At 75.7% G+C, this 22,197-nt stretch carries 15 protein-coding genes and 1 pseudogene; 7 read left to right on the top strand and 9 right to left on the bottom strand.

Features of this window, described 5'->3' with window-relative positions:
- Positions 1-175 precede the first annotated feature (175 nt).
- The 5 genes and pseudogenes from QSK52_RS09470 to QSK52_RS09490 all read right to left on the bottom strand — a co-directional run bounded on the left by QSK52_RS09470 (position 176) and on the right by QSK52_RS09490 (position 5,869).
- Entirely contained in the window at positions 176-1,222 is a 1,047-nt protein-coding gene (locus tag QSK52_RS09470) for a universal stress protein (RefSeq protein ID WP_285735491.1), read from the bottom strand.
- A gap of 124 nt (positions 1,223-1,346) precedes the next feature.
- The gene (locus QSK52_RS09475; RefSeq protein ID WP_285735492.1) at positions 1,347-1,715 is read right to left on the bottom strand and encodes a VOC family protein; all 369 of its coding nucleotides are present in this window, start codon (positions 1,713-1,715) and stop codon (positions 1,347-1,349) included.
- Positions 1,716-1,739: 24 nt separating this feature from the next.
- Positions 1,740-2,474: a class I SAM-dependent methyltransferase gene (locus QSK52_RS09480; RefSeq protein WP_285735493.1), complete on the bottom strand. Its 735-nt coding sequence runs from the start codon at positions 2,472-2,474 to the stop codon at positions 1,740-1,742.
- Positions 2,475-2,534: 60 nt separating this feature from the next.
- Positions 2,535-4,261: pseudogene (locus QSK52_RS09485) on the bottom strand (thiamine pyrophosphate-dependent enzyme).
- Positions 4,262-4,288: 27 nt separating this feature from the next.
- Positions 4,289-5,869 (bottom strand): FMN-binding glutamate synthase family protein, encoded by a 1,581-nt coding sequence (locus tag QSK52_RS09490; RefSeq protein WP_435053203.1) that lies wholly within the window; start codon positions 5,867-5,869, stop codon positions 4,289-4,291.
- A 177-nt stretch (positions 5,870-6,046) separates the two neighbouring features.
- Here QSK52_RS09490 and QSK52_RS09495 point away from each other — a divergent pair, with 177 nt between their 5' ends.
- Entirely contained in the window at positions 6,047-7,174 is a 1,128-nt protein-coding gene (locus tag QSK52_RS09495) for a C40 family peptidase (protein ID WP_285735494.1), read from the top strand.
- Between the two features lie 4 nt (positions 7,175-7,178).
- Here the strand turns inward: QSK52_RS09495 and QSK52_RS09500 are convergent, their stop codons facing one another.
- Entirely contained in the window at positions 7,179-7,742 is a 564-nt protein-coding gene (locus QSK52_RS09500; protein ID WP_285735495.1) for a DUF4232 domain-containing protein, read from the bottom strand.
- A gap of 213 nt (positions 7,743-7,955) precedes the next feature.
- Here QSK52_RS09500 and QSK52_RS09505 point away from each other — a divergent pair, with 213 nt between their 5' ends.
- The 3 genes from QSK52_RS09505 (at position 7,956) to QSK52_RS09515 (ending at position 16,819) form a co-directional block, all read left to right on the top strand.
- Entirely contained in the window at positions 7,956-10,502 is a 2,547-nt protein-coding gene (locus QSK52_RS09505; RefSeq protein ID WP_285735496.1) for a S8 family serine peptidase, read from the top strand.
- Positions 10,502-13,399 carry a VCBS repeat-containing protein gene (locus QSK52_RS09510; protein WP_285735497.1) on the top strand — a complete coding sequence of 966 codons (2,898 nt, stop codon included), beginning with the start codon at positions 10,502-10,504 and terminating at the stop codon, positions 13,397-13,399. Before QSK52_RS09505 ends, QSK52_RS09510 begins: the two co-directional genes overlap by 1 nt.
- A 150-nt stretch (positions 13,400-13,549) precedes the next feature.
- Positions 13,550-16,819, top strand: a complete 3,270-nt coding sequence (locus tag QSK52_RS09515; RefSeq protein WP_285735498.1) for an ATP-binding protein — start codon at positions 13,550-13,552, stop codon at positions 16,817-16,819.
- A gap of 44 nt (positions 16,820-16,863) precedes the next feature.
- Here QSK52_RS09515 and QSK52_RS09520 read toward each other — a convergent pair whose 3' ends face one another.
- Both QSK52_RS09520 and QSK52_RS09525 read right to left on the bottom strand, forming a co-directional pair.
- Positions 16,864-17,493 carry a hypothetical protein gene (locus tag QSK52_RS09520; RefSeq protein WP_285735499.1) on the bottom strand — a complete coding sequence of 210 codons (630 nt, stop codon included), beginning with the start codon at positions 17,491-17,493 and terminating at the stop codon, positions 16,864-16,866.
- Between the two features lie 267 nt (positions 17,494-17,760).
- Positions 17,761-18,198 carry a MarR family winged helix-turn-helix transcriptional regulator gene (locus QSK52_RS09525; protein WP_285735500.1) on the bottom strand — a complete coding sequence of 146 codons (438 nt, stop codon included), beginning with the start codon at positions 18,196-18,198 and terminating at the stop codon, positions 17,761-17,763.
- A gap of 137 nt (positions 18,199-18,335) precedes the next feature.
- Here QSK52_RS09525 and QSK52_RS09530 point away from each other — a divergent pair, with 137 nt between their 5' ends.
- Positions 18,336-19,256: an MBL fold metallo-hydrolase gene (locus tag QSK52_RS09530; protein WP_285735501.1), complete on the top strand. Its 921-nt coding sequence runs from the start codon at positions 18,336-18,338 to the stop codon at positions 19,254-19,256.
- 161 nt (positions 19,257-19,417) lie between these two features.
- On the opposite strand, the gene QSK52_RS09535 is transcribed toward QSK52_RS09530, so the two are convergent.
- On the bottom strand, positions 19,418-20,272 hold the full coding sequence (locus QSK52_RS09535) for a helix-turn-helix domain-containing protein (RefSeq protein ID WP_285735502.1): 855 nt from the start codon (positions 20,270-20,272) through the stop codon (positions 19,418-19,420).
- Positions 20,273-20,417: 145 nt separating this feature from the next.
- On the opposite strand from QSK52_RS09535, the gene QSK52_RS09540 reads away from it, so the two are divergent.
- Positions 20,418-21,020, top strand: coding sequence for an NADPH-dependent FMN reductase (locus QSK52_RS09540; RefSeq protein ID WP_285735503.1), 603 nt, complete (start codon positions 20,418-20,420; stop codon positions 21,018-21,020).
- Positions 21,021-21,129: 109 nt separating this feature from the next.
- Positions 21,130-22,044: a phytoene/squalene synthase family protein gene (locus QSK52_RS09545; RefSeq protein WP_285735504.1), complete on the top strand. Its 915-nt coding sequence runs from the start codon at positions 21,130-21,132 to the stop codon at positions 22,042-22,044.
- The last annotated feature ends 153 nt before the right edge of the window (positions 22,045-22,197 follow it).

A 22,197-nucleotide genomic window follows, 5' to 3' on the forward strand; every position in this document is an offset into this window, starting at 1 on the left:
TTTTCAATCCGAGCGGGGCGAGCATCCCCCTCACCCGGCCCGGGGTAGGGGTGAGGTGGTCCGACCGGACCGGGCGGTGCAGGGGGCCGGGCACGGGGCCGGGCGTGGGTCCGCCCTCCCGGGGCTGCGGTGGCTCTTCCGGGAGGGCGGAGCGGGGAGGGGAGGTGCGGGCCGGTCAGTCGTGCGGGACCAGCACCACGGGGGCGGTGCTGTGGTGGACGGCGGCGTGGACGACCGTGCCCAGGCGGCTGCCGAACAGGTGCGGGTGGCGGCCCAGGACCAGCAGGTCCGCGTGCTCGGCCGCGGCGACCAGGGCGCCCGCGGCGCCGCCGAGGTGCGCCTCCACCTGCAGTTCGACGTCCGGGTGGGCGGCCCGGGCGGGGGCCAGCAGCTGGTCCAGGTCGGCCTCGATCCGCTCGCCCTGGCGGTCGGCGTCCGGGTCCGGCGGCAGCCAGCCGGGTGCGGCCGCCAGCAGCGGCACCATGTCCCACCCGTGCACCGCCCGCACCCGGCCGCCCGATCGGGAGGCTTCGGCGAGCGCGAACTCGACGGCGGGCAGCGAGGATTCGCCCGCCAGCCCGACCACGATCTCCGGCCGCTCCGGCGCCGCGACGGGCGGGGCGACGGGCGGGGCGGTCACCGGCTCGGCGACCACGGTCGTGGCCGCCCCGGCGGGCGGGACGTCCGCGGCGGGCGGGACGGCCGGGGCGTCCGGCGCGGGCGCCGCGGCCGCCGCCGACCGGGTGTCCGGGGCCGCGGCGGGCGGGGCGTCCCGGTCGGCGGGGTGCTCCCGGACCAGGGCGACCGGGCAGGCGGCGCGGGCGGCGACCGCGAGGGCCACCGAGTTGCCCAGCAGGTCGGCGACGGCGCCCGGGGCCCGGGAGCCGAGGACGGCCAGGTCGTAGTCGGCGGTGGCCGCGACCAGCATGTCGGCCGCGTCGCCCGCGGCCGCCTGGGTGGTCACCACCAGGTCGGGGTGGGCGGCCAGGACGTCCGCGGCGAGCGACTCCAGGTCATCGTGCTCGGCCTGCTGGACCGGATCCGCGGCCGGGCCCTCCGGGTCGGCCGCGCCCAGCCAGGGCCAGACCCGCAGCAGGGTGAGCTCCGCGCCGCGCCGTTCGGCCTCCGCGGCCGCCCAGCGCGCGGCGGCCCGGGACTGCGGGGAGCCGTCGTACCCGCTCACGATCTTCTGCGTCATGGTCACGTCGGTCACGTCGGTCACGTCCCCTTCTCGCACCGGACGGCGCCCTGCCGCCCGTGCGTCGGGCGGCTACCCCGGGGAGCGGTCGGCATGCCGGTGCCCGGCGGCGCGGTGCGGTGCGGGAGTTCGCGCCGGGCACCGGACCTCAGCCGTGCGCGGTGTCGATCACGCAGAAGCGGTTGCCGTCCGGATCGGCCAGCACCACGAAGTCCGGGTCCGGCGGGTAGCTGTCCCACTCCACCCGTCGGGCCCCCAGTGCCACCAGCCGCTCCACCTCGGCGGCCTGGTCGGCGGCGTCCTGCGCGTAGAGGTCCAGGTGCACCCGGGGGTGCTCCTGGACCGGGCTGGTGCTGCGGCCCAGCGCCAGCTGCACCCCGCCCTCGTGCGGCGGCAGCAGCACCGCCCACCGCTCGTCGCCGTCCCCGCGCGGGACGTAGCCCAGCGCGGCCGTCCAGAACGCCACCGCCCGCGGCACGTCCGCCACGCCCAGCACCACCGAACCCATCGTCACCATGCGTCCATCATCCAGGACTTCGGCTCAGCGGAGCGGGCGGCGGGCCGCCAGCAGGTCCGGGAGCGGCGCCGTGACGAACTCGAGGCCCTCCTGCGCGGCCTCCGCCGCCAGCGCGGCGGCCTCGGCCGGCCACATCGGGAACTCCTCCCGGACGCTGCGCACCGGTCGGCCCGCCCGCTCCACCCGGTAGTCGAAGACCATCCGCAGCACCCCGCGGTCGGGCACCCGGGTCACCTCCGCTCGGTAGCTGTCCGAGCCCATCCGGACCGGGCCGAGACCGGCCAGGTCCTCGACCCCGTCCGGGACCACGCTCGGCGGCGGGTCGAACAGCAGCATCCCGCCGGGCACCAGGGCCCGGGCCGCCGCCCGCCACAGGGCGCGCCGGGCCGCGGGCTCCACGCACCCCACCACGTTGGCGGCGACGGCCAGGTCGGCGACCGCGTCCAGCCCGGCGTCCTCGGCCCGGCCCGGATGGACCGTCAGCCGGGCCCGCCGGTCCGCGCCGAGCGCCGCCGCCCGGGACATCAGCACCGTCCGCATGGCCGCCGCGGGTTCGACGGCGTGCACCGGCACGCCCGAGGACTCCAGCAGCACCTGGGTGACGATCCCGGTGCCCGCGCCGAAGTCGACGATCCCGTGCCGGGCCCGGCCCGCCGCCGCGGCGAACCACCGCTGCGCCCGCCGCCGGTCGGGCTCCGCCTGCAGCAGGTCGTAGAACTCGGAACTGACGGCGTAGTCGGTCTCCTCCGGTGCGCTCATGCCGTCCACCCTGCCGCACCCGGCCGACCCCCGGCGTCCGGCCGCGCGGGGGAGCGCGGGTCACTCGCCATGGCTGCGCAGCGTCTCCTTGACCTTCGCGATCGCGAAGCCCCAGCCCTGCCCGACGGTCGGCTCCGCCGGGACGGCGATCTCCTGCGGGTTGGTCAGCACGTCCAGCAGCACCGGTCCGGGCGTCTCGAAGGCCTGCCGGACGCCGTCCGCCAACTCGTCCGGGCCGGTGACCCGGATGCCGGTCAGGCCCAGCGCCGTCGCCACCGCCGCGAAGTCGGGGTTGTCCAGCTCGGTGCCGAACTCCGGCAGCCCCGACTGCTCCTGCTCCAGCTTGACCATGCCGAGCCGCCGGTTGTCGAACACCACCAGCTTCACCGGCAGCCGGTGCGTCCTGATCGTCATCAGGTCGCCCAGCAGCATGCTCAGTCCGCCGTCCCCGCAGAACGCCACCACCTGCCGCTGAGGGTGCAGCAGCTGGGCGCCCAGGGCCTGCGGCATGGCGTTGGCCATCGAGCCCAGGTTGTAGGAGCCCAGCAGCCGGCGTCCGCCGCGCATCGTCACGAAGCGCGACAGCCAGACGGTCGCCATGCCCGTGTCGGAGGTGAACACCGCGTCGTCGGCCGCCGCCGCGTCCACCGCCGCCGCGAGCGCCTCCGGGCGGACGTCGCCGTCCCGGTTGTCGAACGCGCTGCGCAACCGGCCCAGCAGGCGGTGGTCGTGCCGGGGGTCGGCCAGTCTGCGCTGGCCCTCCTGCCAGTCGGCGAAGCGCTGCACGGCCGCGTCCAGGTGCGAACGGTCCTCGACGGTCTCCAGCAGCGGCAGCAGTGCGGTCAGGGTGGCCGTCGTGTCGCCCGCCAGGCCGACGTCCACCGGGGTGCGGCGGCCGAGGTGGCGCTCGTCCAGGTCGACCTGCACGGTCCGGCAGCCCTCCGGGTACCAGTCGCGGTACGGGAAGTCGGTGCCGAGCAGCACCAGCGTGTCGCAGGAGGACAGGGCGTGCGCGGCCGCCGGTTGCCGATCAGGCCGGTCTGGCCGACCTGGTACGGGTTGTCGTCCTCGAAGCCCTCCTTGGCCTTCAGGGTCAGCACCATCGGCGCCGCCAGCCGCTCGGCCAGCTCCCGCACCTGCGCACCCGCGCCCCGGGCCCCCCGGCCCACCAGCAGGGTCACCCGCTCCCCGGCGTTGATCAGTTCCGCGGCCCGCCGCACGCCCTCGTCGTCGGGGCGGGTCACCGGGCGGGTGCGCGGGAAGCGCGCCGGGCGGTCGTCGGTCAACTCCCGGTCGCCCAGGTCGCCGGGCACGGTCAGCACCGCCACACCGCGTTCGGCCAGCGCCGCGCGCACCGCCGCCTCCAGCAGCCGGGGCAGCTGGTCGGGGGAGGAGACGGTGGCCCGGAACACCGCGACGTCCCGGAACAGCAGGTCGTTGTCGACCTCCTGGAAGTAGTCGCCGCCGATCTCCGCCGACGGCACCTGCCCGGCGACGGCCAGCACCGGCGTGCGGCTCTTCGCCGCGTCGTACAGGCCGTTCAGCAGGTGCACCGAGCCGGGGCCGACGGTGCCCATGCAGACGCCCAGGTTCCCGGACAGCTGCGACTGGGCACCGGCGGCGAAGGCCGCCGCCTCCTCGTGCCGACAGCCGATCCACTCGATGCCCTCGGTGGTGCGGATGGCGTCCGTCAACGGGTTCAGGGCGTCGCCGACCACGCCGAAGACGTGCCGGACCTCCAACTCCCGCAGGGCGTCGACGATCACGCGGGCCACGGTACGTGCCACGGGTAACTCCTTCTCGGGGAACGGGGTTCACACGGTGAAGCGGTCGGGGTCGGCCTCGTGCCAGTCGCGCGCCCAGGAACGCGGCGGCTGCGCCAGCAGTCGGCCCGGGGCCATCGGCGGGTGCAGCTCCGCGTACGAGCGCACCGTCCGCTGGTCCAGGCGGCGGCGCAGCATCTCCGGGTGCAGGTCGGCCGGGTCGTCCACGCCCATCGCCGCCATGATCTGCAGGGCGCTGCGGACCGTCGCCTCCTGGTAGCGGGCGACCCGCTGCGACTTGTCGCCCACGTGCAGGGCCCGGGCCCGGCGCGGGTCCTGGGTGGCCACGCCGACCGGGCAGGTGTTGGTGTGGCAGCGCTGCGCCTGGATGCAGCCGAGCGCGAACATCATGGCGCGTGCCGCGTTGGTGTAGTCCGCGCCCTGCACCAGCCGCTTCACCAGGTCGCTGCCGGTGGCGACCTTGCCACTGGCGCCGATCCTGATCCGTTCCCGCAGCCCGGTGCCCAGCAGCGCGTCGCGCACCGTCAGCAGGCCCTCGGTGAGGGGCATCCCGACGTGGTCGGCGAACTCCAGCGGGGCCGCGCCGGTGCCGCCCTCGGCGCCGTCCACCACGACGAAGTCGGGGGTGACGCCTTCCGCGAGCATCGCCTTGCACACCGCCAGGAACTGCCGCCGGGAACCGACGCACAGCTTGAAGCCGACCGGCTTGCCGTCCGCCAGCTCCCGCAACCGGGCCAGGAAGAGCACCAGTTCGCGCGGGGTGGAGAAGACCCGGTGGTACGGCGGCGAGACGACCGTCTCGCCCTGCGGCACGCCGCGCACCCGGGCGATCTCGGCGTTGACCTTCTGACCGGGCAGCACCCCGCCGATGCCGGGCTTGGCGCCCTGGCCCAGCTTCAGCGACACGCACTTCACCTGCGGGTGGGCGGCCTTCTCGGCGAACTGCGCCGGGTCGAAGCCGCCGTCCCGGGTGCGGCAGCCGAAATAGCCGGTGCCCAGCTCCCAGACCAGGTCGCCGCCCGGTCGCAGGTGGTACTCCGAGAGGCCGCCCTCGCCGGTGTCGTGGGCGAAACCGCCCAGCGCCGCGCCCGCGTTCAGGGCCAGCACCGCGTTCGCCGACAGCGAGCCGAAGCTCATCGCGGAGACGTTCAGCAGCGCCATGTCGTACGGCCGGGTGCAGTCCGGCCCGCCGATCCGCACCCGGGGCGCCCGTTCGGGCACCGCGACCGGGGCCAGCGACGGGACGAGGAACTCCCGGCCGGGCTCGTACACGTCCAGCTCGGTGCCGAAGGGCTCCTCGGCGTCGGTGCCCTTGGCCCGCTGGTAGACGATGCTCCGGACGTCCCGGTCGAACGGGCGGCCGTCCACGTTGCGCTCCACGAAGTACTGCTGCACCTCGGGACGGACGGCCTCCAGGACGAACCGCAGGTGGCCCAGCAGCGGGTAGTTGCGCAGCACCGAGTGCTGCCGCTGCAGCACGTCCCACACCGCCAGCACCGCCAGCGCCAGCAGCGGCACCGCCAGGAACCACCAGTACGGCGACACCGCCGCCGCCACCACCGCGGCCGCCGCCCCGCACACCCACCAGGCCACCCACAGGAATCTCAGCACGGCCGCCGTCTAACCCGGATCGTCCCGTCCAAGGCACCGGCCGCGGACCCGGCCCGCCGGGGCTGGGCCGTGCGGGTGAGCGTGGGGCTCCCCGGGGGCGAGGTCCCCGGGGCGGGTGGGAGCGGGTGCCAGAGTGACGGTGGCTTACGATCATCAGACCGAGGGCGGTGGACGTCGGTGTCCCGTGGCACACCCCGATCCTGGCGGGCCGCGGCCCTGCTGGTGGCAACCCTCCTGCTGGCACCGGTGGTTCCGGCCGCCGCCGAGCCCGCCCCGGCGCCCCCCGCCGGGGCGGACGCCGGGTTCGACCGGTTGGCCGGGGAGGTCGAGGAGGCCCGGCACGCCGCCGAAGTCGCCGAGCAGAACTACACCGCCGCGGCCGGGGAGTTGGCGCGGCGCCGACAGCTCTCGGCGGACGCCGCCCGGCAGGTCGGCGAACAGCGCGCCCGGCTCGACGAGGCCGAATCGGAAGCCGCCCGGCTGGTCTCCGAGCAGTACCGCAGCGGCGGACTCGGCCCGCTGGCCCGGCTGTTCCTCTCCGACGGCCCCGAGGACTTCCTCGACCGGCGGCAGCACGCCGCCGCCGACTCGCGCAGCGCCGCCACCGTCCTGCGCGACCTGCGCGAGGCCCGCGACCGGATGGCGCAGCTCGCCGAACAGGCCGCGCGGGCCGAGAGATCGGCGTCCGACGCCGCGGACGAGGCCCGGCGCTCGCTGGAACGGGCCGAGGACACCGCCGCCCGCACCGAGCAGTTGCTCGCCGCCGCCACCGCCGAGCAGCTCGGCCAGCTGGAGCAGCGCGAGAACGCCCTCGCCGACGGCGCCGCGCGGCAGTTGCTCGCCGCGGGCCCCGGCGGCGGGGCGTCCGCGGCCGGGCGCCGGGCCGTCGAGTTCGCGCTCGCCCAGCGCGGCAAACCGTACCTGTGGGGCGGCACCGGACCGGACGCCTACGACTGCTCCGGCCTCACCTCGCAGGCCTGGCAGGCGGCCGGCGTCCCGATCCCGCGCACCAGCCAGCAGCAGTGGGCGGGCCTGCGCCACGTCGCCCTGCGCGACCTGCGCCCCGGCGACCTGGTCATCTACCACGCGGACGCCGGCCACGTCGCCCTCTACCTGGGCGGCGGCACCGTCGTCCACGCCCCGCACACCGGCACCGTGGTCAAGCTCGCCCCCCTCGCCATGCTGCCCGTCCTGGGCGCGGTCCGGCCCGACCCGGACGCCCCGCCGGAGGCCGCCCCGCCCGCTCCGCCCGCCCTGCCGCAGCCCGCCCCGTCGCCGTTCGCCGCGCCCGCGAACCGGAGTTGACGCTTCAGGGCGCCACCGGGCGGACGGCGGCGCCGTCCTCGGCGCGGGGGTTGGCGCCCTCCCAGTGGAAGACCAGGCGGCCGGTGCCGCCGGGCGGGGTCAGGGCGATGCCGGTGACCTTGAACTCGGGGCGGCCGCCGGTGCCGCGGGGCAGGTAGTCGATGACGACGCGGGCCGTGCCGCCGGGCGGCAGGGTGACGGTGCGGACGGGGGAGCCCGGGCTGCGGGGCAGGGTCCAGGTGCCGGTGTCGCTGAGCAGGTCGACCTGCGGGTAGCCGGTCATGGTGCAGGGCGCCGGGCCGAGGTTGGTCAGTTCGATCCGCTCGGTGGCCCGTTCGCCGGGCGGCGCGCTGACGGTGGCCCGCAGGTCGTCGGCGGTGCAGCGGCCGCTGCCGTCGCGCACCGCCTCCACCGGGATCACCGTCGCGGCGGTGGCGGCGGGCGGGTGCGGCAGGGCGGCGGGCGCGGCCGGATGCGGGGCGGCGGCGGGGGTCGGGTCCGCGCAGGCGGTCAGGGCGAGGCCCAGGGCGGGCAGCAGGACGGCGGCGGGCAGGCGGCGCAGGGGCATGGCGGTGGTCCCACTCGTGGGTCGGCGGCCCGGGCGGCAGGGCCGGTGAGAGCGGGACGGGAGGCGTTCCCGGCCCGGCGGTGCGGCCATGCTGGCGCAGGCCGATCAACATCGGATCAACGCCCGCGGGCGGCGGCCGCGGAGCCTGTAATTCCGCAGTAACGGCCGCTCCCTACCTTCGGGGCATCCTGCTCCCCCCTGGAGGACCCCCCGATGCACCTGCCCCGACAGAACCGGCGCAGAACGGCTCTCTGGGCCACCGCCGCACTGACCGTGACGGCCGGCCTCACCGCCTCTCCGCTGCCCGCCGCGGTGGCCGCCGCCCCCGCCCCGTCCGGCTCCGCCGCCGTCCAGGTGGACCCGGCCCTGACCAGCGCGGTGTCGGGGGGTCAGGACGCCACCTTCTTCGTGGTGCTGAAGGACCGCGCCGACCTGGGCAAGGCCAAGGGCAAGGGCTCGCACGCCGAGCGGGCGAAGGCCGCCTACCAGGAGCTGCAGGACACCGCGCAGCGCAGCCAGGGCGCGCTGAAGAAGTTCCTGGACGGGCAGCGGGTCGGCCACCAGGACTACTGGATCGCCAACGCCGTCCAGGTCACCGGCGACGCCGAGCTGGTCGCGAAGCTGGCCAAGCGCGACGACGTGCAGAAGATCGTCAAGGCGCAGAGCTACCACGTGGACGACACCCAGCTGTCGGCCACCGCCGCCACCGACGCGGGCGACGGCACGCCCGAGTGGGGCGTGAAGGACATCGAGGCCGACCAGGTGTGGTCGCAGTACGACGCGCGCGGCGAGGGCGTCGTGATCGCCAACGTCGACTCCGGCGTGCAGTACGACCACCCGGACCTGGTCGCCAACTACCGCGGCAACAACGGCGACGGCACCTTCACCAACGACTACAACTTCTACGACCCGACCGGGAACTGCGCCACCCCCAGCACCCCGTGCGACAACAACGGCCACGGCACCCACACGATGGGCACCATGGTCGCCAAGAACGGCATCGGCGTCGCACCGAACGCCAAGTGGATCGCCGCCAAGGGCTGCGAGACCTCGCAGTGCTCGGACGAGTACCTGCTGAAGGCCGGCCAGTGGCTGCTCGCGCCGACCGACCACAACGGCAACAACCCGCGCCCCGACCTGGCCCCGAACATCGTCAACAACTCCTGGGGCGGTGACGACACCACCTTCTACCAGGACATCGTCGAGGCGTGGAACTCCGCGGGCATCTTCGAGGCCTTCGCGGCGGGCAACGACGGCGACGGCACCACCTGCTCCACCGCGCACGCCCCCGGCTCGCAGGTCACGTCCTACGGCGTCGGCGCCTACGACGTGAACGGCAGGATCGCGGACTTCTCCGGCTTCGGCCCGTCCCTGGTGGACGGCTCGGCCAAGCCGAACATCTCCGCCCCCGGCGTCAACGTCCGCTCCACCTGGCCGGGTTCGCAGTACATGGCGGAGTCCGGCACCTCGATGGCCACCCCGCACGTGGCCGGTGCGGCCGCACTCCTGTGGTCGGCCGCGCCGAGCCTGATCGGCGACATCGAGGGCACCCGCGCGCTGCTCGACCAGGGCGCCCGGGACGTCGACGACACCCACTGCGGCGGCACCGCGGGCATGAACAACGTCTGGGGCGAGGGCAAGCTCGACATCCTCAAGTCCGTCGACCTGGCCCCGCACACCGCCGTGAACATCACCGGCAAGGCCACCGACCGGGCGACCGGCGCCCCGCTCGGGGGCATCACCGTCAGGATCAGCTCGGACACCACCGGCACCCGCACCGTCACCACCGCCCCCGACGGCTCCTACCGGATGGCGCTGGCCCCCGGCAGCTACGACGTCACCGCCTCCGGCTACGGCTACGCGAACTTCGAGGTCAAGGGCCTGACGGTCGCCGCCGGGCAGCCGCAGAGCGTCCCGCTGACGATGACCGCCGTCCCGACCCACGCCGTCACCGGCACCGTCCTGGACGTCACCGGCAAGCCGCTCGCGGGCGCCGTGGTCGAGCTCACCGGCACCCCCGTCGCCTCCGTGGTCTCCGGCCAGGACGGCTCCTACAACCTGGGCCAGGTCGCCGAGGGCAGCTACACGCTGACCGTCAAGCCCGCCCAGCCGGTGCTGTGCAACGGCGTGTTCACCGGACCGGTGACCGTCGCCGCCGACGTCAAGAAGACCGTGCAGACCCCGGCCCGGACCGACAACTCCGGCACCAGCTGCGCCCCCACCGCGTACTCCTGGATCAAGGGCGTCGACAGGGTCGCGCTCAGCGGCGACGAGGACGCCAAGACCGTCACCCTGCCGTTCCCGGTGACGTACTACGGCGTCAAGTACACCAGCGCCGCCGTCACCACCAACGGCCTGGTCAACTTCCTGGAGCCGCGGATCGGCGACCACGCCAACACCGCGCTGCCCACCGCCTACAAGCCGAACGGCGTCGCGGCCCCGTTCTGGGACGACCTGACGCTCGACAAGAAGTCCAGCGTGCAGACGGCCACCACCGGCACCGCCGGCAGCCGCACGTTCGCGGTGGTCTGGAACAACGTGCCGCTGGCCGCCGACAGCTCCAAGCGCGTCACCTTCGAGGCGGTCTTCGAGGAGGCCACCGGCGCGATCACCTTCCAGTACCAGACCGTGCCCGGTGCGGGCTCCGGCGCCACCGTCGGCCTGGAGAACCAGGCCGGCACCGACGCCCTCCAGTACTCCTTCAACCAGGCCGTCCTGACCAACGGTTCGGCGATCCGCTTCACCCAGGGAGCCAAGTGATGACCACCCACCGCAGAGCCCTCCGGCTCGCCTCCGGCCTGGTCGCCGCGGGCCTGGCCCTGACCGCCGCCCCGTACGCGCTGGCCGCCGACGCCACCGCCGGGACCGACGGCGTGCTGCACATCACCGACCGGCAGGCCCAGGACCTCAACGCCCGGATCAACGCCGACGCCTACCCGCAGGCCGCCGCCACCGACGGCGCGGAGAGCGGCACCCAGGACGGCACCCAGGGCGACACCGGCAGCGGCAGCCAACTGGACGCCCACGCGCCCGTCACCTTCACCGCCACCTCCGCCCTGGAGGGCGTGCGCGGCATCGCCGCCACCGTCCCCGCCGGGCAGGACGGCGCCTACTTCACCGTGCACAGCCTCGGCAACGTCCAGCTGCACAAGGCCGACGGCTCCACCGCCTGGGCCCGCACCAACACCTCGCTCTACGCCGACTGGCAGCTCAAGCCGCTGCGCCCGTGGGACACCGAGCCCTACCCGGTGCGCATCCCGGTGGCGTACAACATGTTCAGCCCGTTCAGCTCCGACGCGCCGCAGGGCTACGACACCGCCGACCTCACCGGCGACGGCGTGCCCGACCTGGTGATCGCCGCCAACGTCGGCGAGAACCCGTACCGGCCGTTCTACCCGGCGACCGGCTCGACCCTCACCTACGGCACCTTCGTCACCGTGCTGGACGGCTCCACCGGCAAGACCCTGTGGACCAAGCTGTACGCCTCCAGCACCATCGTCAAGGTCGTCAACGGCACCCTGCTGGTCTCCGACGCCCCGCGCCAGAACACCAGCGCCGCCAAGACCGCCACCGCCACCCTCACCGGCATCCGGTTCGGCTACGCGGACGGCAAGCTCACCCCCGCCAAGACCTGGACGTACGACACCGGCGAGGCCGGGATCGCCGCCTGGGGCGACCTGGCGGACCTCGGCGGCGGCAAGGTCGCGGTCTCCTTCGACCGGCGGATGACCACCACCGCCCCCGCCCGCGGCACCACCCTGGTGCTCGACACCGCCGACGGCACCGTCGGCTGGCAGAGCGAGGGCGACCTGTACGGCCGTCGGCTGCGGCTGGACGCCGGGCGCCAGCGCCTGGTCGCGATCGAACAGCCGGACTACACCCAGCAGTTCGGGTACTCGGTGGTCTCCTACGACCTCGCCGACGGCGCCCGCAAGGTGCTCGACACCCGCCTGAACGTGCTGCCCACCGCCTTCACCACCGGCGACCTGGGCAGGAACGCGGGCGACGAGTACGCCGTGGCCGAGGACACCTTCGACGCGGGCTACTACATCGACTCCAGCACCGTCCGGGTGCTGGACGGCAACGGCTCGACCGTCAACTGGAGCGCCACCACCAAGCCCGCCGCCGACGGGAACGGCCCCAGCACCTGGCAGCTCGACGTCGTCGACGGCGCCCTGGTCGCCAGCGCCCAGGACGGCACCGACGCCGACAAGGCCGCCAACGTCTCCGGCCTGCGCTACGGCAAGGTCACCGTCTACAACGGCGGCAACGGCAAGGTCCGCTGGGAGAGCGCGGGCACCACCGCCTCGCCGCGCCTGCACCAGATCGACGGCTCCGTCGTGCGCACCGTGGACCAGCAGCAGAACATCCACACCTTCAACCTCGGCAACGGCAAGCAGAAGGGCCTCACCCCGCTGCAGGGCGACCTCAACTACGCCGTCGCCGCCGACCTCGACGGCGACGGCCACCCCGACGTCGTCGCGGGCGGCAACTCCGACGGCGTCTGGGCCTACTCCGGCCCCTCGCTGCTCACCGGCGCCCCGAAGCAGCTGTGGCGGGCCACCGTCCCCGGTGAGGTGCACGCCGTCGCCACCGGCGACGTCAACGGCGACGGCAAGCCCGAGGTCGTGGTCGCCGCCGACACCGCCACCGTCGTGCTCGACGGCCGCACCGGCCAGGTGCTCGCCACCATCGACGGCGGGGGCAAGTACGTCCGCTCGGTGACGCTCGCCGACCTGGACGGCGACGGCAAGCAGGAGATCCTCGTCCCGACCGACGCGCTGCGCGCCTACAAGGGCGACGGCACCCCGCTGTGGACGTACTCCGCTCCGGAGGGCTCCGGCGAGGTGGTCTTCTCCGACACCATCGTCACCGAGGGCCGGGTGCACACCCAGTACGGCAGCCTCCACGGCTTCAGCCGCACCGACTCCGTCCAGGGCGCGGTCGCCCTGGACGCCGCCAAGGGCACCGTGCTCTGGAAGGTCGACCCGTCCGCGCCCACCGCCGCCGTCGACGGCAAGCTGCACGGCGCGCTGCTCGACCACGCGGTCTTCGCCTCCCCGGACATCCCGTACGCCGACGGCCACGCCGTCGTGCACACCTGGATCGCCCGCACCGACCCGCAGGTCGCGGGCGACCTCGACAGCGCCACCCCGCACGTGGTCATGGAGATCCGGGACGGGCGCACCGGCGAACTGCTGCACCAGGGCGTCACCGGCAGCCCCTGGTCGCACGGCAACTTCTTCACCGCCCCCGGCGGCGGCGAACTCGACCTGATCAGCTTCGGCTTCTTCCGGACCTACCGCTCCGGCGGCCAGGACAACTTCAGCTCCGTCGTCGCCCCGCTGCGCACCGCGCAGTACATCACCGGCCCGGACGGGAAGAAGCTGCTGGTCGGCGGCGTCGAGGGCGGCCTGGCCGCCTACGACCCGGCCTTCGTCGGTGACGGGAACTCCTTCCACTCCGCCACCGGCAGCGCCGTCGCCCGTGGCGGCCGCAACTACCTGGCCCTCGACCTGGACGGCGACGGCAAGGAGGAGATGATCTCGCTCAACTTCGACGCCCTCGGCGTCAACCGGGCGGCCGAGCTGCTCGGCGGCGGCGTGCTGTCGATCGACAACGGCATTCACCAGATGACGACGTACAAGCTCTCCTGAACCCCTTCACCGGACCTCCGCAGAACGGTCCGGGCAGGTAAAGGACCGGCACCCCGCAGGCTCCCGCCTGTGGGGTGCTCGGCTTGTTCGTGTACTCTTACCGGCCTTATGGGCGCACGAAAGACAAACCGGACGGACACCGCACCACCCATGCTGCGCCTCTACCTCTTCGACGGATTCCGGGCCGAACGCGACGCCGGGCCGCCACTGGCCGAACGCTGGCCGCGCCCCGGCGCCCGCGCCCTGGTCAAGCTGCTCGCCGTCACCCCCGGCCACCGGCTGCACCGCGAACAGGCCATGGAGACCTGCTGGCCCGACGCCGACGCCGACCCCGCCGCCGCCGCGGGCAGCCTCCGGGTCGCCCTGCACGCCGCCCGGCACGCCCTCGAACCCGAACTCGCCCCCCGCACCGCCTCCTCCTACCTCAAGGCCGACGGCGGGCTGCTGCTGCTCGATCCCGCCGCCGTCTGGATCGACGCCGACCACGCCGAACAGGCCGCCGAGGACGCCCTCGCCGACGGACGCGTCGACCGACTCGCCGACGCGATACGCCAGTTCACCGGCGAACTGCTCCCCGAGGACCGCTACGCCCACTGGGCCGAGCCCCGCCGCACCCGGCTCGACCGGCTGCGCGAACAGCTCCTGCTCCGGCTCGCCGCCGCCCACCTCGACCAGGACCGCCCCGAGGACGCCGCCGCCTGCGCCGAACAGGTCCTCGCCACCAGCCCCGCCGAGGAACTCGCCCACCGCCTGCTCATCGACGCCTGCCTGCGCCAGGGGCAGCGCCGCCGCGCCCTGCGCCAGTACCACCAGTGCCGCGAAGCGCTCGACGCCGAACTCGGCATCCGCCCCGGTCCCGAGACCGAACGCCTGCACCGCGCCGCCCTCGCCGCCGCCCCCGCCCCCGCGCCCGCCGCCACCGCCCTCCCCGCCCGGCTGCGCAGCGCCGCTCCCGCCCGGCTGCACGGCCGGGAGGACGAACTCGGCCGCCTGCTCGCCCCCGCCGGACCCCCCGTCCGGCTGCTCACCGGCGAAGCGGGCATCGGCAAGACCCGCCTCGCCGTCGAAGCCGCCCGCCGCGCCGCCGCCGACGGCACCGCCGTCCTGTGGGGCAGCGGTCAGGACGCCGAGGACCACACCCCCTACGGCGCCTTCGCCGCCGCCCTCGACGGCTGGCTCGCCGAGCACGCCCCCGCCGAACGGGCCCGGGTCGGCGCCGAGTACCCCGAACTCGCCGCCTTCCTGCCCTCGTTGGGCCAAGTGCCGACCGGCGCCGCCCGCAGCCCCGAGGAGGAGCGCGACCGCCTCTTCCGGGCCGGCGCCGCCCTGCTCGGCGACCTCGCCGCCGCCCGCCCCGTCTTGGTCGTCCTCGACGACCTGCACGCCGCCGACACCGGCTCCTACCAGCTGCTCGGCCACCTCGCCCGGCGCGCCCACGACCGCCGCACCCCGCTGCGCTTCCTCGCCACCTACCGCGAGGAGGAACTCCCCGACGGCGACGCCCGCCGCCGCGCCGTCGCCGCCCTGCTCCGCCAGCAGCTCGCCGTCCGCGAGGAACTCGAACGGCTCGACCAGGCCGCCGTGCTGGCCGCCGTCCGCGACGCCACCGGCCGCGCTCCCCGCCCCGAGGTGTGGGAACTCTCGCTCGGCAACCCGCTGTTCGCCCTCGAACTCGCCCGCGGCGGCGCCCGCGGCGAGGCCCCCGACCAGCCCCCCGCCGGAGTCCGCGACCTGGTCGGCGAACGCCTCGACCGGCTCGACCCGCACGCCCGCCGCTTCGTCGAGGCGCTCTCCGTCGCCGGCGGCGAAGCCGCCCTCGCCGAACTCCTCGACGTCGCCGAACACGGCCTCCACCCGCCCGTCACCGGCGCCGCCGCCGCCGACGCCGTGGAGCACGCCATCGCCGCCGCCCTCGTCGAGGAACGCCGGGTCGTCATCGCCGGGCGCGCCGAAGCCGGACTCGCCTTCCGCCACCCCCTCGTCCGGCTCACCTGCTACGACGGCCTCTCCACCGTCCGCCGCCGCCAACTGCACAGCTCCTACGCCCAGGCCGTCCAGCGCCGTCGCCCCGACGCCGTCGACGCCCTCGCCTCCCACTTCACCCGCGCCGACGACCCGCGCGCCGCCGAGTACCTGCGCCGCGCCGCCGAACGCGCCGCCGCGCTCTACGCCAACGACACCGCCGACCGCTACTACCGCGACCTGGTCGCCCGGCTCGACGTCGACGCCGCCCGCGCCCGCCTCGCCCACAGCCAGGTCCTGCGCCGGATGGGCGAACCCGGCCGCGCCGCCGAGGTGCTGCGGACCGCGCTCGCCGAGTTCCGGGCCCGCGGCGACCACGACGACACCGTCGCCACCGCCGCCCACCTCGCCGAGGCGCTCTTCCGCAGCGGCGAACTCGACGAGGCGCTCACCGTCCTGGCCGCCCACCCGCCCCTCGACCGCACCGGCCCCGAGGCCCGCGCCCTGCACCACCTCGCCCGCTCCAACCTCGACAAGGTCCAGGGGCACTACCAGGACGCGTACGAGGCCGCCCGCCGCGCCCAGACCCCCGCCGAACTCGTCCCCGGCCCCAGCGGCCGGCACCTCCAGGCCCGCTCCCACACCATGCAGGCCATCAACCTCGGCCTGACCGGCCGCTTCGGCGAGGCCCGCCGGGCCGGGGACCGCGCCCTCGCCCCCGCCCAGGCGTACGGCGACCCCACCCTGCTCGGCTCGGTGCTCTCCACCCTGCGCGAGAACGCCCGGCGGCACGGCCGCCTGCACGACGCCGTCCGCTTCGGCCGCCGGGCCCTCGACCACGCCCGGCAGTCCGGCGACCCCGTCGCCACCGCCTTCGAACAGCTCAACCTCGCCGAGCTCCACCTCCTGCTGGAGGAGAACGACACCGCCGCCCAGTACGCCGAAGCCGCCGTCGCCGCCGCCGACTGGGACGACGCCTGGTCGCTGCCCTACGCCCTCGCCGTCCTCGCCCGCGTCCTGCTGCGCACCGGCGACACCGTGCGCGCCGCCGCCCTGCTGGAACGGGCCGGCACCCCCGGCGACGAGCAGGCCCACCACGAAGTGCGGCGCGCCCGCGCCCTGTTCGCGCTGCGCGCCGACGACCCCGCCGGGGCCCTGGCCGCGCTCGGCGTCGACGCCGCCGCCCGGGCCCCCGAACTCGCCGCCTACGCCCACCTCGCCGCCGGACGCCCCGCCGAGGCCGCCCGGATCGCCGCCGCCGAAGCCACCCGCGCCCACGCCACCGGCGAGCGCCTCGCCGAGGCCGAGGCGCTCCTCGCCCACGCCACCGCCGCCGCCCGCCTCGGCGACGGCGCCACCGCCCGCACCGCCCTCGCCCGCGCCGAGCACCTCACCCGCACCCTGCCGTACCCGTCCGGGCACACCCGGGTGGTCGGCCTGCACGCCGAACTGGGTTAGCCTGCCCAGGAGTTGCCGCGGAAGGCGGTCGGCGCGCGGAGCCCTCAGCCCACCCGTACCCGGCGTTCGGGCCGGCCGGTCGCCGGGTCGAGGGCCACCACGAACACGTCGCCGCCCTCGGTGGTCAGCCTGATCCGGTCGGGGCCGTCCCACTGCGCCGAGGCCAGGGCGTTGTCGGGGTCGTCGCCGTTGAAGTAGCCGACCGGCCACCGCCGTGCGGTCAGCCCGGAGCCGGCGTCCACCGAGACCCACCAGAGCGGATCGATCACCGCGGAGCCCTCGTGGATCACCAGGCTGCGGTCGGAGCGGCCGGGAGCCGGGCGGTCCGCGGTCTCGTGCGGCGGGCTGCCGAGGCCGATCAGCGCGAAGGGTGCGGCCAGCAGGGCGAAGCCGAGGACCGGGACCAGCAACAGCGTCCTGCTCCACCGGGAGCGGAACCCGACCAGGACGGCGAGGACGACCAGTACCAGCACGGCGGCGCCGTACGGCAGTGGATGGTGGAAGCCCTCGATGAGCACGACCGGTCCGCCGTCCCGGGCGGCTCGCGCCGCGGCGCGGACCAGTGCGACGATCAGCACCGCCGACGCGAGCAGTCCGCACGCGATGACCGGCCGCTCGCGCCACCACCGGCGCGGCCGACCCGGGGGGAGCTCCGCCTCCGCCTCCGCTTCCACCTCTATGATCCGCAGCCGTGCCTGCGGAGGCGGCGTCGGTCGCCCGGAGAGCACGTCGTCCCCCGTTGCTCGACCGCTCCCGTCCGTGATCCCGTCGCCGGTCATGGCACCCCCCCGTTGAGTCGACCGATCCGGGGGACAGACTACGGCTGGCCGCGCCCCGGCGGAGGCGGTGCGGAGAACGGGGCCCGGACCGCCCGCCCGCCGGGTCGGGTGGGCCGGCCGGTACCGGGCCGCCACGCCTGCGGCCACCGGGGCGGCGGTCCTTCAGCCTGCGGGGGGAGCGGTCGCGGTCCGCTCCAGCAGCTTCTGGAGGGTGTGCTGCTGCGCGGGGGTGAGCGCGGCCAACGGGGAGTCCCGGGCGAGGAGTTCGAGGAGCCGCTCGCGCAGGGCGCTGCCCTCGCCGGTGAGCACGAGGTGCCGGGCGCGGCGGTCGGTGGGGTGGGCGCGGCGTTCGACCAGGCCCTGTCTCTCCAGCCGGTCGACGACGAAGGTGGCGTTGGAGGGTTCGCAGCTCATGCGCTCGGCGAGTTCCCGCATGGTCATCGGCCCGGTCATCTCCCGCAGCGCGGTGGCCTGGGCCGCGGTGAGGCCCAGGGGGACGGCGCGTCGGCGCACGTGCTCGGAGATCCGCTGGGCCAGTCCGTTGACCAGGCCGCACAGTTCCCGTTCGGCGGCGGCTCGGGCTTCCGGGGGTGTCGTCATGCCGTCACCCTACCAAGTCCATCAAGTCAAAATAATGACAGCTTGAACATTTCTAACTTGATGCTTATGGTGGCACGGTCGTCGCGGCGGGGCCGGACGGCGACCTGACGCGACGTCACCCACGAGGAGGGGGAGCCATGAAGGGCTCGACGACCGGAACGGACGAACGGCTGCGGCGGCCCGGGCGGATCCGCTCGGTGCAACTCGGCGACAGCCGGGTGTCCTTCGTCCCGGACGGGGTCATCCAGGGCCGACCGCGGGCCTGGCTGCCGGACACCACCGACGGGTTCTGGGCGGCCCACCCGCAGTACCTGGACGCCTCCGGCCACCTCGCGGCCAGTCTCGGCGGTCTCCTGGTCGAGCGCGGCGACCGCGCGCTGCTGATCGACACCGGCTTCGGCCCGCACGCCCTGCCCGCCGAGCAGGGGGCGCCGAACGGCGCCGTCCGCGGCGGCGCGTTCCTGCGCAGCCTGGCCGAACTCGGCCGGGAACCGGGCACGTTGGAGGCGGTGGCGTTCAGCCACCTGCACCCCGACCACCTCGGCTGGGCCGTGCAACCGGCCCCGGACGGCGGGCGGCCGCTGTTCGCCCCCGCAGTCCACCTGGTGGCGGAACCGGAGTGGGCCGAGCACGCACCGCGGGGCGACGGGCGCGCGTCCGACGCCTCCGTCGCCGCCCTCGCTCCGTACGTGCGGACGGTGACCGACGGGGAGGAGGTCTTCCCCGGCGTGCGGGTCCGGATCACCGGCGGCCACAGCCCGGGGCACGCGGAGTTCGTGATCACCGGAGGGGGGCTCCGCCTGATCGCCTTCGGCGACTCCCTGCACTCACCGGTCCAGGTCGACCACCCCGAGTGGTCCTGCGTCTACGACCACGACCCCGCCCGGGCCGCCGAGCACCGCCGCCGCCTCATCGCCGAACTGGCGGAGCCCGGCACGATCGGGTTCGGCGTCCACTTCGCCGACGTCGTGTTCGGCCGGGTCGACCCGGACGGCCGCGAACCCGCCTGGCGGCCCCTGGACGCCGGGGCCGGCGGTGACGATCGCCTGATCGCCTGATCGCCTGATCGCCTGATCGCCTGGCCCGCCTGGCCCGTCTGATCGCCCGGCCGCCTGCCCCGCCCGATCGCCTGACCCGCCCGCCTGGCGGACGCCCGCCGGCTGCGGGCCAGGGCTTCCCGGCCGGTGCGCAGGAGCGACGGGCCGGGGCGCGGAGCGCTCTACGCGGGGACCGCCCGCAGGGCGCCCGGGTGGCGGCCGGTCAGGCGGTCCAGGGCGGCGGCGGTGGCCGGGTCGGCGGGGAGGTGGACCAGCAGGCGCTGGTCGTCGTCGGCGGGGAGCTGCAGCGTCTCGTAGGACAGCCGCAGTTCGCCGGCCTCCGGGTGGTGCAGCCGCTCGGTACCGGTGGCGTCCGGCAGGCCGGGCAGGTTGGCCAGCCGGTCGGTGAACTCGGCGCCCGCCGCGAGTGCCAACTCGTCCATCAGCGCCGCGACCTGGGCGTCCGAGCGGCCGGGGCCCTGCTTGAGGGCGGCCACCTGCTGGTCGGCGACCCGCGACCAGTCCGGGTAGGCGGTGCGGGCCCGCGGGTCGGTGAGGACGTAGCGGGCCAGGTTCGGCCGCGGGCCGTCCAGCAGGCCGAGGGGTTCGGCCAGGCGCCGGTAGGCGGCGGTGCAGGCGAGGACCTCGCCGAGCCGGTTGAGCACCAGCGCCGGGGCCGGTTCGAGGTGTTCCAGCAGCGCCCGCACGGTCGGGCGGACGGAGCGGTTCGGGGCGGCGCCGCCGGTGCAGGTGAACTGCCCGCCCAGGCCCTTGCTCAGCCGGTGCAGGTGGACCCGCTCGGCCGTGGTCAGCCGCAGCGCGTCGGCCAGGGCGGAGAGCACCGGCACGGACGGGTGGCGGTCGCGGCCCTGTTCCAGCCGGGTCACGTACTCGACGCTGACCCCGGCCAGGGTCGCCAGTTCGGCCCGTCGCAGGCCCGGCGTGCGGCGGCGCGGGCCCGCGGGCAGGCCCACCTCGGCGGGGGTGACGGCCTCGCGCCGGGTGCGCAGGAACAGTCCCAACTCGTTGTCGCTCACGTCGAGAAGGTAACAGCCCGGCCCGTGCGGAGGGTGGCCCCCGTACTACCAGTCTCGGCGCGGCCTCCCCCGGGCCGCCGCGGCCCGCCAGCCTGGAGCGGTGCCGCCCCGGACGGGGCGCCGTCCCGACAGGAGGAGTTCCGTGATGACCGGTCAGCCGCTCAACCTCGCCGTGATCGTCGGCAGCGTCCGGGAGGGCCGCTTCGGCCCGGTGGTCGCCCGCTGGATCGCCGACCGCGCCGCCGCGCACGGCAGCTTCACGGTCGACCTGATCGACCTCGCCGACACGCCCGTCCCGCTCGAACTCCCGGCCGTCCCCCCGGCCATGGAGCCGAACCCGCCCCGCACCCCCGCGATGCAGCAGCTCGCCGACCGCCTCGACGCCGCCGACGCCGTGGTGGTGGTCACCCCCGACTACAACCGCAGCTTCCCGGCCTCGCTGAAGGCCGCCATCGACTGGCACTACAGCCAGTGGCAGGCCAAGCCGATCGGCTTCGTCGGCTACAGCGGCGCCAGCGGCGGCCTGCTCGCCATCGAGCAACTCCGGCAGGTCTTCAACGAGTTGCAGGCGCACACCGTCCGCGACTACGTCTCCTTCCCGCGCTACTACCTGCTGTTCGGCCCCGACGGCACCCTGCTCGACCCGGAGGGCCCGGAGGCCGCCGCGAAGGCGATGCTCGACCAGCTCGACTGGTGGGGCTCCGTCCTGCGCGACGCCCGCCGCGAGCGCCCGCTCACCGCGAGCTGACACCCCGCCCGGCGGGCGCGGTTTCCGGGCGGGCCCGCCGGGACGGCAGGATGGCCCGTCGGAGGCGCCCCGGACGGCGGGCCGCCGGAGCGGGACGGGGGTGCGGCAGGTGGGCGGCTGGGAACGGGCGCTGGACGCGGCGGGGGTGCGGGAGCCGGGGCTGCGGGAGGCGTACGGGCGGCAGCGCGAGCAGGTCGTGGCGTACAAGCGGGAGGTGGCGCTGGCCGCGGGGCTGCTGCTGCCGCCCGCGACCGTCCCGCACGTGATCGCCGCCGCCGCGTTCATGCACCGCACCGACGACCTGCTCGACAGCGGCCCACCGGACGGCCGCCGCGCCGCCTCCGCCCGCTGGCGCGAGCGGGTCACCGCGGCGCTCGACGCGGGCGACAGCGCGGACCGCGAGCTGCGGCCGCTGCTGAACAGCGTCGCGGCCCGACCCGTGCTGCGCGACCGGGTGCTGGACTTCCTCGCCGTCGCGGACGCCGACCTCGACTTCGCGGGCTTCGCCACCGAGGACGACTACCAGGCCTACCTGGACGGGTACTCGCTGCCCGGCTTCATGGTGGTCGCCGCGCTGCTCGGCCCCGACGGCGACCAGCGCGACTACCGCGCCGCCTGCCGGACGTTCATCGACTCCAGCCAGCGGCTCGACTTCGTCAACGACCTCGCCGAGGACCTCGCCGACGGCCGCCTCACCCTCCCGCGGCAGACCCTGGCCGCGCACGGCGTCACCCGCGCCGCACTGGAACGCGCCGAGGACACCCCCGCCGTGCGGGCCCTGCTCGGCGACCTGCTCGACCGCTCCGACCGCGACCGCGACCGCGCCGTCGAGGCCGGGCTGGCCGACCTCGCCCCGCCCGCGCACCGGCCGATGATCCGCTGCCTGCTGGGCGTCGAACGGCTCACCGCCACCGCCGCCCGGGCCGACCCCGGCGCGCTGCTGCGCCGCTCCGCGAGCCCCGCCAGGCCGGGGCTGCTGCGGCTGCTGGCCCGCGAGTACGTCCGGGCCCGGCGGGTGCGCTGACGGCGGCCGCTCCCGGTCCTCCCGGCCCTCCTGGCCTTCCCGGTCCTCCTGGCCTTCCCGGTCAGGCTCCCGGGAGGGCGGCGGCCGGGGCGGTGCGGCGGTAGCGGCCTGGGGCGGTGCCGTGGCGGCGGGAGAAGGCCCGGGAGAAGCGGC

Origin of the sequence: Kitasatospora phosalacinea (assembly GCF_030268885.1) — a bacterium.
Taxonomy (GTDB): Bacteria; Actinomycetota; Actinomycetes; order Streptomycetales; family Streptomycetaceae; genus Kitasatospora; species Kitasatospora phosalacinea_C.

What these genes read in the sequence shown, in the direction of transcription:
- QSK52_RS09475 (WP_285735492.1), bottom strand. Translation starts at nt 1,715, where the DNA reads ATGGTGACGATGGGTTCGGTGGTGCTGGGCGTGGCGGACGTGCCGCGG.
- QSK52_RS09480 (WP_285735493.1), bottom strand. Translation starts at nt 2,474, where the DNA reads ATGAGCGCACCGGAGGAGACCGACTACGCCGTCAGTTCCGAGTTCTAC.
- QSK52_RS09500 (WP_285735495.1), bottom strand. Translation starts at nt 7,742, where the DNA reads ATGCCCCTGCGCCGCCTGCCCGCCGCCGTCCTGCTGCCCGCCCTGGGC.
- QSK52_RS09505 (WP_285735496.1), top strand. Translation starts at nt 7,956, where the DNA reads ATGCACCTGCCCCGACAGAACCGGCGCAGAACGGCTCTCTGGGCCACC.
- QSK52_RS09510 (WP_285735497.1), top strand. Translation starts at nt 10,502, where the DNA reads ATGACCACCCACCGCAGAGCCCTCCGGCTCGCCTCCGGCCTGGTCGCC.
- QSK52_RS09515 (WP_285735498.1), top strand. Translation starts at nt 13,550, where the DNA reads ATGCTGCGCCTCTACCTCTTCGACGGATTCCGGGCCGAACGCGACGCC.
- QSK52_RS09525 (WP_285735500.1), bottom strand. Translation starts at nt 18,198, where the DNA reads ATGACGACACCCCCGGAAGCCCGAGCCGCCGCCGAACGGGAACTGTGC.
- QSK52_RS09530 (WP_285735501.1), top strand. Translation starts at nt 18,336, where the DNA reads ATGAAGGGCTCGACGACCGGAACGGACGAACGGCTGCGGCGGCCCGGG.
- QSK52_RS09540 (WP_285735503.1), top strand. Translation starts at nt 20,418, where the DNA reads ATGACCGGTCAGCCGCTCAACCTCGCCGTGATCGTCGGCAGCGTCCGG.